This window comes from Micromonospora sp. NBRC 110038, assembly GCF_020884815.1.
Taxonomy (GTDB): domain Bacteria; phylum Actinomycetota; class Actinomycetes; order Mycobacteriales; family Micromonosporaceae; genus Micromonospora; species Micromonospora haikouensis.
Window position 1 is genome coordinate 1,230,568 of sequence record NZ_BBOL01000001.1, and the last position, 16,634, is coordinate 1,247,201.

At 73.5% G+C, this 16,634-nt stretch carries 13 protein-coding genes; 10 read left to right on the forward strand and 3 right to left on the reverse strand.

All coding sequences use genetic code 11. The annotated features are described in order from the left end of the window. Nucleotides 1-22: 22 nt before the first annotated feature. The 3 genes from LPU61_RS05285 (at nucleotide 23) to LPU61_RS05295 (ending at nucleotide 4,765) form a co-directional block, all read left to right on the forward strand. Nucleotides 23-1,477, forward strand: coding sequence for an arabinofuranosidase catalytic domain-containing protein (locus LPU61_RS05285; RefSeq protein ID WP_229404292.1), 1,455 nt, complete (start codon nucleotides 23-25; stop codon nucleotides 1,475-1,477). A 49-nt stretch (nucleotides 1,478-1,526) separates the two neighbouring features. Continuing rightward, on the forward strand, nucleotides 1,527-3,449 hold the full coding sequence (locus LPU61_RS05290; protein ID WP_229404293.1) for an alpha-L-fucosidase: 1,923 nt from the start codon (nucleotides 1,527-1,529) through the stop codon (nucleotides 3,447-3,449). A 215-nt stretch (nucleotides 3,450-3,664) separates the two neighbouring features. Further along, the gene (locus tag LPU61_RS05295; RefSeq protein WP_374199601.1) at nucleotides 3,665-4,765 is read left to right on the forward strand and encodes a lytic polysaccharide monooxygenase; all 1,101 of its coding nucleotides are present in this window, start codon (nucleotides 3,665-3,667) and stop codon (nucleotides 4,763-4,765) included. Between the two features lie 67 nt (nucleotides 4,766-4,832). Here the strand turns inward: LPU61_RS05295 and LPU61_RS05300 are convergent, their stop codons facing one another. Then, nucleotides 4,833-6,212, reverse strand: coding sequence for a rhodanese-like domain-containing protein (locus LPU61_RS05300; protein WP_229404294.1), 1,380 nt, complete (start codon nucleotides 6,210-6,212; stop codon nucleotides 4,833-4,835). A gap of 256 nt (nucleotides 6,213-6,468) precedes the next feature. Between LPU61_RS05300 and LPU61_RS05305 the strand changes: the two genes are divergently transcribed. From LPU61_RS05305 to LPU61_RS05325, 5 genes are read left to right on the forward strand one after another with little or no spacing between them, the layout of a single operon-like run. Further along, the gene (locus LPU61_RS05305; protein ID WP_229404295.1) at nucleotides 6,469-7,878 is read left to right on the forward strand and encodes an MBL fold metallo-hydrolase; all 1,410 of its coding nucleotides are present in this window, start codon (nucleotides 6,469-6,471) and stop codon (nucleotides 7,876-7,878) included. Further along, nucleotides 7,875-8,480 carry a rhodanese-like domain-containing protein gene (locus LPU61_RS05310; protein WP_229404296.1) on the forward strand — a complete coding sequence of 202 codons (606 nt, stop codon included), beginning with the start codon at nucleotides 7,875-7,877 and terminating at the stop codon, nucleotides 8,478-8,480. Before LPU61_RS05305 ends, LPU61_RS05310 begins: the two co-directional genes overlap by 4 nt. Continuing rightward, entirely contained in the window at nucleotides 8,477-9,370 is an 894-nt protein-coding gene (locus tag LPU61_RS05315) for a sulfite exporter TauE/SafE family protein (RefSeq protein ID WP_308102544.1), read from the forward strand. Before LPU61_RS05310 ends, LPU61_RS05315 begins: the two co-directional genes overlap by 4 nt. Nucleotides 9,371-9,377: 7 nt before the next feature. Then, the gene (locus LPU61_RS05320) at nucleotides 9,378-11,036 is read left to right on the forward strand and encodes an FAD-dependent oxidoreductase (protein WP_043962677.1); all 1,659 of its coding nucleotides are present in this window, start codon (nucleotides 9,378-9,380) and stop codon (nucleotides 11,034-11,036) included. Then, nucleotides 11,033-12,472, forward strand: coding sequence for an ATP-binding protein (locus LPU61_RS05325; protein WP_043962678.1), 1,440 nt, complete (start codon nucleotides 11,033-11,035; stop codon nucleotides 12,470-12,472). The genes LPU61_RS05320 and LPU61_RS05325 overlap by 4 nt, the downstream gene beginning before the upstream one ends. A gap of 308 nt (nucleotides 12,473-12,780) precedes the next feature. Here the strand turns inward: LPU61_RS05325 and LPU61_RS05330 are convergent, their stop codons facing one another. Further along, the gene (locus tag LPU61_RS05330) at nucleotides 12,781-13,914 is read right to left on the reverse strand and encodes an NB-ARC domain-containing protein (protein ID WP_229404297.1); all 1,134 of its coding nucleotides are present in this window, start codon (nucleotides 13,912-13,914) and stop codon (nucleotides 12,781-12,783) included. A gap of 231 nt (nucleotides 13,915-14,145) precedes the next feature. On the opposite strand from LPU61_RS05330, the gene LPU61_RS05335 reads away from it, so the two are divergent. Together LPU61_RS05335 and LPU61_RS05340 are read left to right on the forward strand one after the other, a co-directional pair. Further along, nucleotides 14,146-15,171: a serine protease gene (locus LPU61_RS05335; RefSeq protein ID WP_043962679.1), complete on the forward strand. Its 1,026-nt coding sequence runs from the start codon at nucleotides 14,146-14,148 to the stop codon at nucleotides 15,169-15,171. A 143-nt stretch (nucleotides 15,172-15,314) separates the two neighbouring features. Beyond that, the gene (locus LPU61_RS05340) at nucleotides 15,315-15,545 is read left to right on the forward strand and encodes a hypothetical protein (protein ID WP_144420211.1); all 231 of its coding nucleotides are present in this window, start codon (nucleotides 15,315-15,317) and stop codon (nucleotides 15,543-15,545) included. A gap of 25 nt (nucleotides 15,546-15,570) precedes the next feature. Here the strand turns inward: LPU61_RS05340 and LPU61_RS05345 are convergent, their stop codons facing one another. Then, nucleotides 15,571-16,593, reverse strand: a complete 1,023-nt coding sequence (locus LPU61_RS05345; RefSeq protein WP_229404298.1) for a phosphotransferase family protein — start codon at nucleotides 16,591-16,593, stop codon at nucleotides 15,571-15,573. Between the last annotated feature and the right edge of the window lie 41 nt (nucleotides 16,594-16,634).

Sequence of the window (16,634 nt, forward strand, 5' to 3'; positions counted from 1 at the left end):
CCATCCGTATCTGGAGGGCTCCATGAAACGTGGCAAAGCATGGCGTCGCCTGCCGGGGCTGGTCGCGGCCCTGGCAACGCTGGTCCTGGTCGGCGGCGGCCTGGTCGGCACGCGGTTGGCGACCGCCGCCGCAGCCGGTTGCCAGGTCAGCTACGCGGTCAGCTCGCAGTGGCCGGGCGGCTTCGGCGCGAACGTGACCATCACGAACCTGGGCGACCCGGTCAGCAACTGGCGGCTGACCTGGGACTTCGGGGCCGGGCAGACCGTCACCCAGCTCTGGAACGGCTCCTACACCCAGTCCGGCGCCCAGGTCACCGTCACCAACGTGTCCTACAACGGCAGCATCCCGACCGGGGGCACCACCTCGTTCGGCTTCAACGGCACGGCGAACGGCAGCAACCCCGTGCCCGCCTCGTTCGCGCTCAACGGCACGACCTGCACCGGGGGCGTGACGCCGACCACCCCGCCGACGTCGACCCCGCCGCCGACCACTGCACCGCCGACCACCCCGCCGCCGGCGACGCAACAGCCCTGTGACATCTACGCGGCGGGCAGCACGCCGTGCGTGGCCGCGCACAGCACCACCCGGGCGCTGTACGGCGCGTACAACGGGCCGCTCTACCAGGTGCGGCGCGGGTCGGACAACACCACCCGCGACATCGGCCCGCTCGCGCCTGGCGGGGTTGCCAACGCCGCCGCGCAGGACTCCTTCTGCGCCGGCACCACCTGCCTGATCACCATCATCTACGACCAGTCCGGTCGCGGTAACAAGCTCACCCAGGCCCCGCCCGGTGGGTTCTCCGGCCCCGCCCCGGGTGGCTACGACAACCTCGCCGACGCCACCCTCGCGCCGACCACGGTCGGCGGGCACAAGGCGTACGGCGTCTACGTCGCCCCCGGCACCGGATACCGCAACAACAGCACCAACGGCATCGCCAAGGGTGACCAGCCCGAGGGCATGTACGCCATCCTCGACGGCACGCACTACAACGGCGGCTGCTGCTTCGACTACGGCAACGCCGAGACCAACAGCCGCGACAACGGCAACGGCACCATGGAGGCCATCTACTTCGGCAACAACAAGGTCTGGGGCTACGGCGCCGGCAACGGCCCGTGGATCATGGCCGACCTGGAGAACGGCCTCTTCTCCGGGGTGAACCAGAAGTACAACGCCAACGATCCCAGCATCAGCCACCGCTACCTGACCGCCATCGTCAAGGGTGAGCCGAACCACTGGGCCATCCGGGGCGGCAACGCCCAGTCCGGCGGCCTGTCGACCTTCTACAACGGCGTGCGGCCCAACGTCCCGGGCTACAACCCGATGAAGAAGGAGGGCGCGATCATCCTCGGCATCGGCGGCGACAACAGCCACGGGGCGCGCGGCACCTTCTACGAGGGTGTGATGACCTCCGGGTACCCGTCCGACGCCACCGAGAACGCCGTGCAGGCCAACATCACCGCCGCCGGCTACCGGTAACGCCTCCCGCTGCACGTCCTTTCACCACCGTCCCTCCAGGAGATCATTCATGTCCTCGTCATCCCTCCGGCTGACCCGCCGCGGCCTGCTCGTCGCGAGCGGCGCCACCGGCGTCGCCGCCGCCACCGGCCTGCTCGGCGTCCGCAACGCCCTGGCCACCGCCGGGCCGCAGAGCTACACGCCGACCTGGGCCTCGGTCGACCAGCACCCGCCGGCCGCCGAGTGGTTCCAGGACGGCAAGTTCGGCATCTACTACCACTGGGGCGCGTTCGCCGTCCCCGCGTTCGGCAACGAGTGGTACCCGCGCAACATGTACAACAACGGCTCGTACGAGAACAACCACCACAAGAGCGTGTACGGCGACCCGTCCGCGTGGCCGTACCACAACTTCATCAACGGGGCCCGGGACAAGGCGGGCAACTGGGTGCAGTTCGCGCCGAAGCTCAAGTCGGCCGGCGGCAACTGGGACCCCAACGAGTGGGCGCAGTTGTTCGTCGACGCCGGGGCCAAGTTCGCCGGCCCGGTGGCCGAGCACCACGACGGCTACTCGATGTGGAACAGCAGGGTCAACGAGTGGAACTCGGTGGCCACCGGCCCGAAGCTGGACCTGCTGCGGTTGCACGCCGACGCCATCCGCGCCAAGGGCCTCAAGCTGTTCGTCTCGCTGCACCACCAGTGGAACTTCGGCGGCTATTACCAGTATGTGCCGCAGCAGTCCAGCACCACGCTGCGCAAGCTGTACGGGCAGCTCGACAACGCCACCGAGCAGCAGCTGTGGACCGACAAGCTGCGGGAGGTCATCGACGGCTACCAGCCCGACCTGATCTGGCAGGACCTCTACCTGGGCCGGATCGACGAGGCGCGCCGGCTCGACTTCCTGGCGTACTACTACAACAAGGCCGTCGCGTGGAACAAGGACGTGGTGGTCACCTACAAGGACGGGTTCAACAACCGCGGTGAGGTCTACGACTTCGAGCGCGGCGGCCCGGCGGGCATCCAGACCCCGTACTGGCTGACCGACGACAGCGTCTCCAGCAGCAGTTGGTGCTACACCCAGGGCATCGGCTACTACTCGACCACCGCCATGCTGCACGCGCTGATCGACCGGGTCAGCAAGAACGGCACGATGGTGCTCAACGTCGCCCCGACGGCCGACGGCGTCATCCCGTCCGGGCAGCAGACCATCCTGCGGGGCATCGGCGACCACCTCAAGCGGTTCGGCGAGTCCATCTACGGCACCCGGGCCTGGTCCGTCTTCGGCGAGGGCCCCACCCAGATGGGCGGCGGCTCGTTCGTCACGCCGCGCGCGGGCACCAACAAGGACATCCGGTTCACCCGCAACAAGAACAACACCGTCCTGTACGCCACCGTCATGGGCTGGCCGGGCAGCACCCTGACCATCACCACGATGACCTCCAGCCGGGTCAACCTGGCCAACCTGACCGGCGTGCAGCTGCTCGGCTCCACCGCCGGCACGTACGTCAACCTGCCCCGGCCCACCCAGGACGGGGGCGGCCTGCACATCACCATGCCGTCGGCGAGCGCGCCGTACAGCGCCCTCGCGTACGTGGTCAAGCTGACCTTCGTCGGCGCGACCCCCACCCCCACCGCGTCGCCGACGGTGGCGCCGACCCCGACGCCGACCGGCACCACCACCCCGCCGCCGGCCGGCCAGGCCACCGCGAAGTACACCGTCACCAACTCCTGGTCCGGTGGCTTCCAGGCCGACGTCACCGTCACCGCCGGGGCGGCACCGATCAACGGCTGGAAGGTGTCCTGGAGCTTCCCCAACGGCCAGGTGATCAACCAGATCTGGAACGGCAGCCACACCCAGAGCGGGTCGAACGTGACGGTCTCCAACGTCGCCTACAACGGCGCGCTCGCCGCGGGGGCCTCCACCACGTTCGGCTTCACCGCCACCTGGAACGGCACCAACAACCCGCCGGCCAGCATCACCTGCACCACCAGCTGACCGTCCGCGACGGCGCCCGCCGGTGACCGGGCCGCTGCGGCACGGGGCGTCCGTGCCCCGCGCCGCGGCGACCCGGACTGGTCAAGATTGACTAGTTTCGATGCATGTGGGAGTCTGCCAGGCAGAGCCGCAGCGGGAGCCACGCAAGCAGGCGCGGGAGTGGGCAACTCCCGACCGTCCGGGTGTCGTCGTCCGACCTTTTCCTGGAGGGCTCCGTGTCCCATCTCGTCCGACCACGTCGCATCCCCCTCGTGGCGTGGCTGCTCGCCGTCGGCGCGGCCGCCACGCTGCTGCTGACCACCGCGCTGGCCAACCCGGCCGCCGCCCACGGCTCCACCGTCGACCCCGCGTCCCGCAACTACGGCTGCTGGGCCCGCTGGGGCAACGACTTCCAGAACCCGGCCATGGCCACCGAGGACCCGATGTGCTGGCAGGCCTGGCAGTACAACGCGTCGGCCATGTGGAACTGGAACGGCCTGTACCGGGAGGGCGTCGCCGGCAACCACCAGGCGGCCATCCCCGACGGCCAGCTGTGCAGCGCCGGTCGCACCGGCGACGGCCGCTACAACTCCCTCGACGCGCTCGGCGCGTGGAAGACCACCAACGTCGCCAACAGCTTCAAGGTCAAGCTGTGGGACCAGGCCAGCCACGGCGCCGACTACATCCGGGTGTACGTCACCAAGCAGGGCTTCAACGCCCTGACCAAGCCGCTGGCGTGGAGTGACCTGGAGCTGGTCGGCCAGATCGGCAACACCCCGGCGTCGCAGTGGCCGACCAAGGAGAGCCAGGGCGTGTCGATCCAGGTCCCGGCGAACGCGCCTGGGCGCACCGGCCGGCACATCGTCTACACGATCTGGCAGGCCAGCCACTCGGACCAGTCCTACTACCTGTGCAGCGACGTGAACTTCGGCGGCACGACCACCCCGCCGACCACCACGCCGCCGACCACCACGCCGACCACGGCTCCGCCCACCACCCCGCCCGCGACGACCCCGCCCGCGACCACGCCGCCGGCCTCCGCCGGTTGCTCGGCCGTCTACAAGTCCACCGGGCAGTGGTCCGGCGGCTTCCAGGGCGAGGTCGAGGTGACCGCCGGCAGCAGCCCGATCCGGGGCTGGACGGTCACCTGGACGTGGTCCGGCGGGCAGCAGATCGCCTCCTCCTGGAGTGCCACGGTCACCACCAGCGGGTCGACCGTGACCGCCCGCAACGCCAGCTACAACGGCACGCTGGCGGCCGGGGGGAAGGCCAGCTTCGGCTTCACCGGCTCGGGGGCGGCCAGCACCCCGACGCTGAGCTGCACCGCGACGGCCTGACCGACGGCCGGGCCGCCCCCGATCCCATGCCGGGGGCGGCCCGGCCCGTGGCCGCTCCCGCCGGCGGTCAGACCTGCGCGTACGCGGCCCGCCAGGCGCCGTAGCCGCCGAGCAGGTCGGAGACGTCGCGCCGGCCGGCGCTGCGCAGCAGGCTGGCCGCGACCGAGGAGCGGTAGCCCCCGGCGCAGTGCACGACCACGGGCCGGTCGGCGGGCACCTCGTCGAGCCGACGGGTCAGCTCGGCCAGCGGGATGTGCAGCGAACCGGCGATGGCCCCCTGCTCCCGCTCCCCGATGTTGCGGACGTCCAGCACGACCGGCGGCTCGGCGCGGTCGAGCGCCGCGCGCAGCTCCGTCGCCGTCACCCGGCTGGCCCGGCTCGTCTCGGACGCCAGCTCGGCCAGGGTCACCCCCGCGTCGCGCAGGTGGCCGAGGACCCGGTCGAAGCCGATCCGGGCGAGCCGTACGACGATCTCCTCCTCGCGGCCCTCCGGCGCCACGACGAGCACCGCGCGGTCGGGGGCCACCACGCTGCCGGCGGTCTCGGCGAACCGGCCGTCGGCCGGGATGTTGATCGCCCCGGCGACGTGCCCGGCGGCGAACTCCTGCGGGTCGCGGGCGTCGACGACGACCGCGCCGTCGGCGCGGGCCCCGGCGAACTCGGCGGCGGTGAGCGGGCGGGCCGTGGCGTGGGAGTCGAACAGCTCGTGCGCCCGCCGGTTGAGCACGGCGTCGAACGCGAAGTAGCCCGGCGCGGCCGGCTGGCCCCCGGTGACCAGGGCGAGGAACTGCCCCTGGCTCATCGGCGCGCAGGCGTAGTTGGTGCGGCGCTGCTCGCCGATGGTGGACTGCCGCTCGGTGGAGAGGTTCTTGCCGCACGCGGAGCCCGCCCCGTGCGCGGGGAAGACCCGCACCTCGTCGGGGAGGCCCATCAGCTTGCGCTGCACGCTGTCGTAGAGCATCGCGCCCAGCTCCTCAGCGGTGACGCCGAGGGACGCGAGCAGGTCGGGGCGGCCGACGTCGCCGATGAAAAGCGCGTCGCCGGTGAGGACGCCGTGCGGCACCGGGTCGGCGGCGTGCTCGTAGACCAGGACGCTGATCGACTCCGGGGTGTGGCCCGGGGTCTCCATGATCTCCAGGGTGACGTCGCCGAGGCTGATCCGCTCGCCGTCGGCGAGCTTGCGGATCGGGTACTCGGTCTCGGCGCGCCGGCCGTAGCCGATCCACGCGCCCGTCGCGGCGGCGACCTCCAGGTGGCCGGCGAGGAAGTCCGCGTGGAAGTGGGTGTTGATCACTCCCTCGATGGTCAGCCCGTGCGCCCGCGCGTCGGCGAGGTATTCGCCGATGTCGCGGCGGGGGTCGACCAGCACGGCCCGGCCGGTGCGCTCGTCGGCGACGAGGTAGGACGCCTGGGACAGGCAGTCGAGGTAGTACTGCGTGAACAGCATGGGCCGGTCTCCTCTGCGGTGATGGTCGGCGGGTACACCGACTGTAGCGCATACCCCTGGGGGTATATTCCAGGCCGAGGGACCCGTCCTTCCCCGGCTGGGTCGCTGGCGGATCCCGTACCCCCGGGGGTATGTTCGACCCGGTGGCGCGCGGCCCGCATGGCGACGGCGGGCGCGGGTAGACCGTGGTGCACCCAGCTCGGGGCGCAGTCCGCCGAAAGCATACCCCCCGGGGTATTTGTGGAGGGAGTACGCAATGACGCTCGACGTGTCCGTCGTCGCGACCTCGTCGCTGGGCGACCGCAGCTACCTGGCCTCCGACGGCCGGGTGGCCGTCGTGGTCGACCCGCAGCGCGACGTCGACCGCATCCTGTACCTCGCCGGCACGAAGGGGACACGGATCACCCACGTGGTCGAGACCCACCTGCACAACGACTACGTCTCCGGTGGCCTGGAACTGGCCCGCCTGACCGGCGCGCGGTACCTGGTCGCCGCCGCCGACGACGTCCGGTTCGACCGGGACCCGGTCGCCGACGGCGACACCGTCGCCATCTCCGACACCCTGCGGCTGCGGGCCGTGGCCACGCCGGGCCACACCTTCCACCACCTGTCGTACGTCCTCGACGAGGCCGCCGCCGGCCGGTGGCAGCCCGTCGGCGTCTTCACCGGCGGCTCCCTGCTGTTCGGCACCACCGGACGCACCGACCTGCTCGGGCGGCGGCACGCCCACGACCTCGCCCACCGCCAGCACGCCTCGGCCCGACGGCTGGCCGACCTGCTCCCCGACGGGACGCAGGTGTGGCCCACCCACGGCTTCGGCAGCTTCTGCTCGGCCAGTCAGGCCGACGCACCCGACTCCACGATCGGCCGGGAACGGCGGGTCAACCCCGTGCTGCGGCTCGCCGCCGCCGACTTCGTCACCGAGACCCTCGCCGGGCTGGACGCCTACCCCGCCTACTACGCCCACATGGGCGTGGCCAACGCCGCCGGACCCGCGCCGGTCGACCTCACCCCGGTGGCCCGCGCCGACGCCGCCGAGCTGCGCGATCGGCTCGCCGCCGGGCAGTGGGTGGTCGACCTGCGCCACCGCAAGGCGTACGCCGCGTCGCACCTCGCCGGCACCGTCGCCCTCGGCCTCGACGGGCCGATGTCGACCTGGCTCGGCTGGCTGATCGACTGGGGCGCCCCGCTCACCCTGCTCGCCGAGACCCCCGAGCAGGTCGCCGACGCCCAGCGCGAACTGGCGCGCATCGGCATCGACCGGCCCGCCGCCCAGGCCACGGGCGCGCCCGAGCGGTGGGCGGCCCGGCCGGAGCAGCTACGGCAGCTGCCCACGGCCGACTTCCCCGCGCTCGCCGCCGCCCGCGCCGGACACCCGCCCGCCGGCCTGCCCGCGCCGGACGTCGTGCTCGACGTCCGGATGACCAACGAGTGGACCGCCGGCCACCTCGACGGCGCGGTGCACATCCCCCTGCCCGACCTGCCGAACCGCCTCGCCGACGTGCCCGCCGGCACCGTCTGGGTGCACTGCGGCTCCGGCTACCGCGCCGCCGCCGCCGCGTCCCTGCTGGCCAACGCCGGCCGGGAGGTCGTCGTCATCGACGACCGGTTCGAGCGGGCCGGGACCCGACCGACCGGGACCGACAACAGGAACGAGGAGACATGAGCACTTCCGAGAACACCCGCCCGGCCACGCTCGACGCCGCCGGCCTGCGCGAGCTGATCGACTCCGGCCGTGCGCCCCGCCTGCTCGACGTGCGTACCCCCGCCGAGTTCGAGACCGCGCACATCCCCGGCGCCTACAACGTCCCGCTCGACCTGCTGCGGGAGCACCGCGAGGAGCTGCGCAACCACCTCGACGAGGACGTGGTGCTGATCTGCCGCTCCGGCGCCCGCGCCACCCAGGCCGGGCAGACCCTCGCCGGGGTCGGACTGCCCCACCTCAAGGTCCTCGACGGCGGGATGCTGGCCTGGCAGGCCGCGCACGCGCCCGTCCGGCAGGGCGTCCCGCGCTGGGACCTGGAACGGCAGGTCCGCCTCGTCGCCGGCTCGATCGTCCTGGCCGCCGTCCTGGGATCGGTGCTCGTGCCCGGCCTCAAGTGGGTCGCCGCCGCCATCGGCGCGGGCCTCACCTTCGCCGCCCTCACCAACACCTGCGCGATGGGCATGCTGCTGGGCAGGCTGCCCTACAATCGGGGCGCGAGCTGCGACCTCGACACCATCGTCGGCCAGCTCCGCGAGGGCTCGACCACCGGGCGGCGGTCGTGACCGGCAGTCTGGCCCTGACCGTCGGCCTCGCCGTCCTCATCGGCGTCAGCCTCGGCCTGCTCGGCGGCGGCGGCTCCATCCTCGCCGTGCCGCTGCTCGTCTACGTCGCCGACCTGCCGGCGAAGGAGGCGATCGCCACCTCGCTGCTCGTCGTCGGCGCCACCAGCGCCGTCGGCGTCCTGCCGCACGCCCGCGCGCACCGGGTGCGCTGGCGCACCGGCCTCGTCTTCGGCCTCGCCGGCATGACCGGCGCGTACGCCGGAGGCCGCCTCGCCGCGTACGTCCCGGCCGCCGTCCTGCTCACCGGGTTCGCCCTGATGATGCTCGCCACGGCGGTCGCCATGATCCGGGGGCGGCGCGACGCCGGGGACCGGCCCGTGCCGCACGAGCTTCCCGTGCCGCGGGTGATCCTCGACGGGGTCGTGGTCGGGCTGGTCACCGGCCTGGTCGGGGCGGGTGGCGGCTTCCTGGTGGTGCCCGCGCTGGCGCTGCTCGGCGGCCTTCCGATGCCGGTCGCCGTCGGCACCTCGCTGGTGGTCATCGCCATGAAGTCCTTCGCCGGCCTGGCCGGCTACCTCTCCACCGTCAGCATCGACTGGGGGCTGGCCGCCGCCGTCACCGCCGCCGCCGTGGTCGGCAGCCTCGCCGGTGGCCGGCTCGCCGGGCGCGTCCCCGAGGCGGTGCTGCGCCGGGCGTTCGGGTGGTTCGTGGTGGTGATGGGCGTGTTCGTCCTGGCCCAGCAGCTGCCCGACGGGCTGCGCACCAACCCGGTGCTGTGGATCGCCCTCGGCGTCGCCGTCGCCGCGGCGGTCACCGCCACTGCCGCCGGCGGCCGCACGCCTGGTGGCAGGGGGCGTGGGCAGCCAAGTCGTAACGCCGGGGTGGTTTGATGGTCCGATGGCGCACCCGGTGATCCTCTCGATCGACGACGACCCGGCGGTCTCCCGCGCGGTCGCCCGCGACTTCCGCCGCCGCTACGGCGACCGGTACCGGGTGGTGCGCGCCGGCTCCGGCCCCGAGGCCCTCGACACGCTGCGCGAGATCAAGCTGCGCGGCGAGCAGGTGGCGGTGCTGGTCGCCGACTACCGGATGCCCGAGATGAACGGCATCGAGTTCCTCGAGGCCGCGATGGACCTCTTCCCCGCCGCGCGCCGGGTGCTGCTCACCGCGTACGCGGACACCGGCGCGGCCATCGACGCCATCAACCTCGTCGACCTCGACCACTACCTGCTCAAGCCGTGGCACCCGCCGGAGGAGAAGCTCTACCCGGTCGTCGACGCGCTGTTGGAGGCGTGGACGGCCAGCCCGGAGGCCGCCACCACGGAGATCCGGGTGGTCGGGCACCGCTGGTCCGCCCCGTCCTTCGCGGTGCGCGACTTCCTGGCCCGCAACCTGGTGCCGTACCGCTGGTTGCTGGCCGACGAGCCCGAGGGCGGGCGGCTGCTCGCGGCGGCCGGGGTGAGCGCCGCCGACGTGCCGCTGGTCGTCACCGCCGACGGCAAGGCCCTGGTGGCGCCCTCGGAGACGGAGCTGGCCGGCCTCGTCGGCCTCAACGTCGTCCCGGCGTCGGACTTCTACGACCTGGTGGTCGTCGGCGGCGGGCCGGCCGGGCTCGGCGCTGCCGTCTACGGGGCGTCGGAGGGGCTGCGCACGGTGCTGGTGGAGCGGCGGGCCACCGGCGGGCAGGCCGGGCAGAGCAGCCGGATCGAGAACTACCTGGGCTTCCCCGACGGCGTGTCCGGGGCGCAGCTCACCGACCGGGCCCGCCGGCAGGCGCTGAAGTTCGGCGCGGAGCTGCTGAGCACCCGGGAGGTCGTCGGCCTGGCGGAGGCCGGTTCGGCGCGGCTGCTGCGCTTCGACGACGGGTCCACCATCGCCGCGCACGCGGTGGTGCTGGCGACCGGCGTGTCGTACCGGATGCTCGACGCCCCCGGCCTGGCCGAGCTCACCGGCCGGGGCGTGTTCTACGGCTCGGCCGCCACCGAGGCGCCGAGCTGCGTCGACCAGGACGTCTACATCGTCGGCGGGGCGAACTCGGCGGGCCAGGCGGCCGTCTACTTCTCCCGGTACGCCGCCCGGGTGCACGTGCTGATCCGGGGCGCGGACCTCACGGCGTCGATGTCGAGCTACCTGATCGACCAGCTCGACCGCATCGACCGCATCACCGTGCACCCGCACACCGAGGTGGTGGCCGGCGCGGGGGAGGAGCACCTGCAACGGCTGACCCTGCGCGACACCCGCACCGGCGAGCGGCGCGACGTCGACGCGTCGTGGCTGTTCGTGTTCATCGGCGCGGAGCCGCGTACCGAATGGTTGGAGGGCGTCGTGGTCCGCGACGAGCGGGGGTACGTCGTCACCGGGCCGGACCTGGTGGCCGGTGGCAGCCGGCCGCCCGGCTGGTCGCTGCCCCGCGACCCCTACCACCTGGAGTCCAGCCTGCCCGGCGTGTTCGCGGCCGGCGACGTGCGCGCGGCCTCGGTCAAGCGGGTCGCCTCCGCCGTCGGCGAGGGCGCGATGGCCGTGTCGCTGGTGCACCGCTACCTGGAGGCGCAGTGACCGGCCTGACCCCCGCCGAGGTGCGGACGCTGTTCCTGTTCGAGTCGCTCGACGACCGGCAGGTCGCCTGGCTGGCCGAGCACGGCCGGGTCGAGCAGCGTACGGCCGGGGAGGCCGTCTACGCCGAGGGCGAGCCGGCGACCTGCTTCTTCGTGTTGCTCGCCGGCGAGGTGCGGCTGTGCCGGACGATCCACGGCGAGGAGGTGGAGATCCTCCGCACGGCGCAGCGCGGGGTGTACGGCGGGGCCACCCAGGCATACCTGGACGACCAGCAGATCTACCGCAACGGGATGTGGGCGGTCAGCGACGCGGAGTTCTTCGTGCTGCCCGCCGAGACGTTCGCCCACGCGGTGCGGTCCTGGTTCCCGATGGCGATGCACCTGCTGGAGGGGCTGTTCATCGGGATGCGGGACACCCAGACGGTCGTCGGGGAGCGGGAGCGGCTGGTGGCCCTGGGCGCCCTGTCGGCGGGGCTGACCCACGAGCTGAACAACCCGGCGAGCGCGGCGGTGCGGGCCGCGTCCGCCCTGCGGGACCGGGTCGCCGGCATGCGGCACAAGCTGGCGATGATCGCCGACGGCCGGCTCGACGGGCGGCGGCTGCACGCCCTCGTGGCGTTGCAGGAGGAGGCGGTCGAGCGGGCGGCGAAGGCGTGTGCGCTGTCGCCCCTGGCCACCAGCGACGCCGAGGACGAGCTGACCGACTGGCTGGACGACCAGGGGATCGCCGCCGGCTGGGAGCTGGCCCCGACGCTGGTCGCCGGCGGGCTGGACGTCGCCTGGCTGGACCGGGTCCGCGCGGAGCTCGGCACCGACGACCTGGAGCCGGCGGTGCGGTGGCTGACCTACACCGTGGACACCGAGCTGCTCATGCGGGAGATCGCCGACGCGGCCACCCGGGTCTCCAAGCTGGTCGGCGCGGCCAAGCAGTATTCCCAGCTCGACCGGGCCCCCTACCAGGTGGTGGACGTGCACGAGCTGCTCGACGCGACGCTGGTGATGTTCAAGGGCAAGCTCCCGCCGGGGGTCCGCCTGGTCCGGGAGTACGCCCCGGCGCTGCCCCCGATCCCCGCGTACGCGGCCGAGCTGAACCAGGTGTGGACCAACCTGATCGACAACGCGCTCGGCGCGATGGGCGACGAGGGCACGCTGACCGTCCGCACCGGCCGGGTCGACGACCAGCTGACCGTCGAGGTGGCCGACACCGGCCCCGGCATCCCGGCGGCGGTGCGCCCGCGCATCTTCGAGCCGTTCTTCACCACGAAGCCGGTCGGCGAGGGGACCGGGCTGGGGCTGGACATCTCGTACCGGATCGTGGTCAACAAGCACCACGGGGACATCCGGGTGACGAGCGAGCCCGGCCGGACGGTGTTCCGCGTGCTGCTGCCGATCACCCCCGCCCCCGGCGTGGCCCCGGAGGCCGCCCCAGCGCCGTGACGCGGGCGGGCGGGCTGGCTGGCTGCGGCAGCGTGCCTGGCCTGGCCCGGCCCGGCCCGGCCTGGCCCGGCCCGGCCCGGCCTGGTCCGGCCGACGTCGTGTGACACGGCGTGGTTTCCGCTCGCCGGGCGCCGACACCCTTCTCCGCCCCCTTTGCTCTGCACCCGCCTACGCAACGCCTACGCAGCGCGACGGTCCGCCGGTCGCGGCGTCGTTCGCGTTCGCGTTCGTGCGCAGCCCAGCCGGGTGCTGCGTCCGTGGGTGCAGAGCAAAGGGGGCGTGCGAGGTCGGTTGGGGTCGGAGGAGGGTCACCCAGAGTCAGCCAGCGCCGTCCACCGCTGCACGCACAACCGGGGGTGGTCCACCACCCGTACCGGGGCCAGGGGCGGCCCCGGCAGGGCGGTCGTGGCCAGGGCGGGTGCCGTGGCCAGGGCGGGTGTGGTCAGGGCGGGTGTGGTCAGGGCGGTCATCCGCTCCGCCGCGACCCGCAGGGCCAGCGGCCGACCGCCGCAGCGCCGGACCAGGTCGTAGGCGGACTCGGGGTCGGCGTCGACCCGGTCGCCGATCAGCCCGCGCAGCAGCTCGACGCCCGCCTCGGCGCTCAGCGGACCCAGCTCCAGCCGCCGCGCCCCGTGCCGTACGACCAGCTCGGCCAGGCCGTCCCGGCTGGTCACCAGGACCAGGCAGCCGGGCGAGCCGGGCAGCAGGGGACGCACCTGCCCGACGGTGCTGGCGTTGTCGAGCAGCACCAGCATCCGGCGTCCCGACATCCGGGTGCGGTAGCGGGCGGCGAGGGCGGCCGGCGACGCGGGCAGGCCGGCAGTGGCGACGCCGAGGGCGTCGAGGAAGGCCGTGAGCACCTCGACCGGTGTCGGCGGCTGCCCGGGGCTCTCGCCGCGCAGGTCGGCGTAGAGCTGGCCGTCGGGGAAGCGGTCGGCGACCCGGTGGGCCCAGTGCACGGCCAGCGCGCTCTTGCCGATCCCGGTCGAGCCCGTCAGCAGCACGGTCATCATCGCCGCCCGGGTGGCGCCCTCGGCGAGCAGGCCGTCGAGCGCGGCGCGGACCGGGCCGCGCCCGGTGAACGGCAGCACGTCCGGCGGCAGCTCGCGGGGGACGGGCGTGGCGTCGGCGGGTGCCCACGGCCGGGCGTGCGGCGCAGGGTCGACCAGGCTGTCGTCGTGCGACTGGCAGCGGTTGGCCCGACGCCACAACCTGGCGAACTCCTCGACGTCGCCGCCGAGCACCCGGACGATCTCACCCACCACCTCCCACCGGGCCAGGCGGGGACGCGTGAAGACCGCGTGGATCGACGTCGGGTTGATGCCCCGGGGCCGCCGCTCGGCGCGGGTGAGCTGTTGCAGCCGGCGCACGCTGGGCTGGCCGGCGGCGAGGTGCAGGGCGTGTAGTCGGTCGTAGAAGTCGGCGAGGGGACCTGCTGGCACGAGAGGGCGGGTGAGCCGGCCCATTGGCGTTCTCCCCACATCTTGGCGCTGGCCCGGAAACCTCCGAGCTTCACCACTGTCCGATGTTGAATCCTTGCGGTCAGTCAGGTCGCGGACACACTGTCAGCGACAGAGTTGACGGCCCCGGGTCCTTCCGTCGCCGTTTCCCGGCCCCGCATGCTGTGCCGAGCGCTTAGACAAGCGCCAATGTGTTTGGTGGGAGGAGAACGAATGCACTTTCCGGACATCCGGCGGGTGGCCACGGTCACCGCGTCCGCCGCGCTCGTCGCGGCGACGGTGTTGGTGGGCACCGGGCCCGCGCAGGCAGCCCCCGTCGGCGGAGCGTCGGCCACCACGGTGGCGGCGACCACCTCCACCACTGCGGCCCGCAGCGGGCTGACCGCCGCCCAGCAGGCGAGCGACTACTGGACCAAGGAGCGGATGCGCACCGCGATCTCGGCGGACGTGCTGGTCAAGAAGGCGGGAGCCGTGGCCGGCAAGGGCCTGAAGCCGACCGGGCCGGCCCGCTCCGTGCCGCCGGCCGCGCCCACCGTGACGGCCGCCTCCAGCGTCGCGTCGCAGGCCGGTGGGGACATCAGCGCCTACGTCGCCGCGTCCGCCACCGTCGGCAAGGTCTTCTTCTACAACCCCGTGGACGGCAAGAACTACGTCTGCTCGGCCGGTGCCGTGAACAGCACCTCCAAGCTGCTCGTCATGAGCGCCGGGCACTGCGTGCACGGCGGCAGGGGCGGCCAGTGGATGCAGAACTGGATCTTCGTGCCGCTCTACAACTACGGCGCCGAGCCGTACGGCCGGTGGTCGGCCAAGTACCTGACCGCGTTCAACGCCTGGATCAACGACAGCAACCTCGACCGGGACGTCTCGTACATCACCGTGTACCCGAACGCGTCGGGCCAGCAGCTGGTCAACGTGGTCGGCGGCAACGGGCTCTCGGTCAACTACAGCTACACCCAGGCCGTCACCATCCTCGCCTACCCGGCGGCGCCGCCGTACGACGGCGGGTGGCAGCAGTACTGCCAGGGCACGACGTACCGGCCCGGCAGCGAGAACAAGATCGCCCTCAACTGCGGCTTCACGGGCGGCTCCAGCGGCTCGGTCTGGCTACGCCTCTACAACGACGTGTACGGCTACGTGAACGGAATCATGAGCACACTGAACAGCGCCGGGGTGAACAAGAGTTCGTACTTCGACACCGCGGTCATGGACGTCTACAACTCGGTCGCGGCCCGCGTCTGAGTCATCCGATCGGGTGATGCCCGCCCCCGGCCGGATCCGACGGATCCGGCCGGGGGCGGCGCGCGTCCAAAGAGGTGTGGTCGTGGCCGGGCGTCGGGTTCCCGGTCCCGCGTCGCCGCGGGGGCGGCGGAGAGGAGTGCGGGATGAGGCAGGGGTGGGGTGCGGCGGTGGCGGTGGCCGTCGCCGTGGTCGTGGTCGTCGCCGTGGTGGCCGGGGTGGCGGCCCGCCGGTCCGGTCCGGGGGAGCGGCCGGCGGCGCCGGCGTCCGTGGGGGACACCGGCGCGTCGAGCAGCCGGCCGCCGTCCCCGGACGCCTCGTACTGGGACCCGGCCCGGATGGCCAGCGCGGAACCGGCCCCGATGCCCACGGAGTGACCCGGAACCGTCGGCGGGCCCCGGCTCAGGGACGGGGCCGGCCCCGGCCGAGGTCGGCCAGCTCCCGGTCGAGCAGCTCGGCCAGGAGCGCGGACCGGTCCGGGGCGTTCTCCGGGGTCATCCCCCGGCTGGGCATCTCCACGATCATCAGCAGGTAGAGGTGCAGCCGGTAGAGGCCGAGTCGCACCCGGGCCCCGGGGTCGAAGGCCGCCGGCTGGCCGCCGGCCGCCCGCCAGCCGCGCAGGAAGGGGTGGTCCGGCTCGTCCTCGGCCCGCCGGAACAGCAGCGGCGAGACCAGGTCCAGCAGCGGGTCGCCCCACAGGTAGCGCTCGCCGTCGACCAGCCCGCACATCCGGTACGCGCCGGTCGCGTCCGGCGCGGCGAGCACGTTGCCGTCCCAGCCGTCGAAGTGCAGCAGGGCGGGGCGGCGCACCTCGTCCAACGCCCCCGCGTGGTGGCGCACCAGCTCCCGGATCAGCCGTGGCCCGCCGGGCGGGGCGACGTCCCAGTCCGCCGCGTCGGCGAGCAGGTCGTCGACTATCGCGGCGAACGCGCGCGACCACGTCGGCCCGCCGGCCCGGCCGCCGTCGTAGCCGTACCGGTCGCCGGTGATCCGGTGCAGCGCGACGGTGGCGGCGCCGAAGTCGGCGCGGGCCGGGCCGGCGTCGACGTCGGCCGTCAGCTCGGCGAGGGGACGCCCGGGCAGCCGGTCGGTGAGCAGCCACTCGCCGCGCTCCGGGTCCCGGCCGTGGTGCAGCACCCGGGGCACGGGCACCTGCGGCGCGTGCGCGGCCACCAGCCGGAAGTAGCGCGCCTCCGCCGCCGCCAGGCCGCGCTCGTAGCGCAGCAGGCGGGCCCCGGGCGGCGGCGCCACCTTCAGCACGGCCGCGCCGCCGTCGTCCAGCGTCACCCACCACACGGTGGCGAAGCCGCCCCCGCCGAGCGGCCCGCAGTCGACCACGTCACGCCCGGGGCCGAGGGAGGCCCGGACGTACCAGGCCACGTCGTCCCGGGTGAGGGACCGCTGGGTGGGGCTGGGCCCGCTCATTCCGCACCTCCGCGCCGTGTGTCGGGTGGACAGTCCGCCCG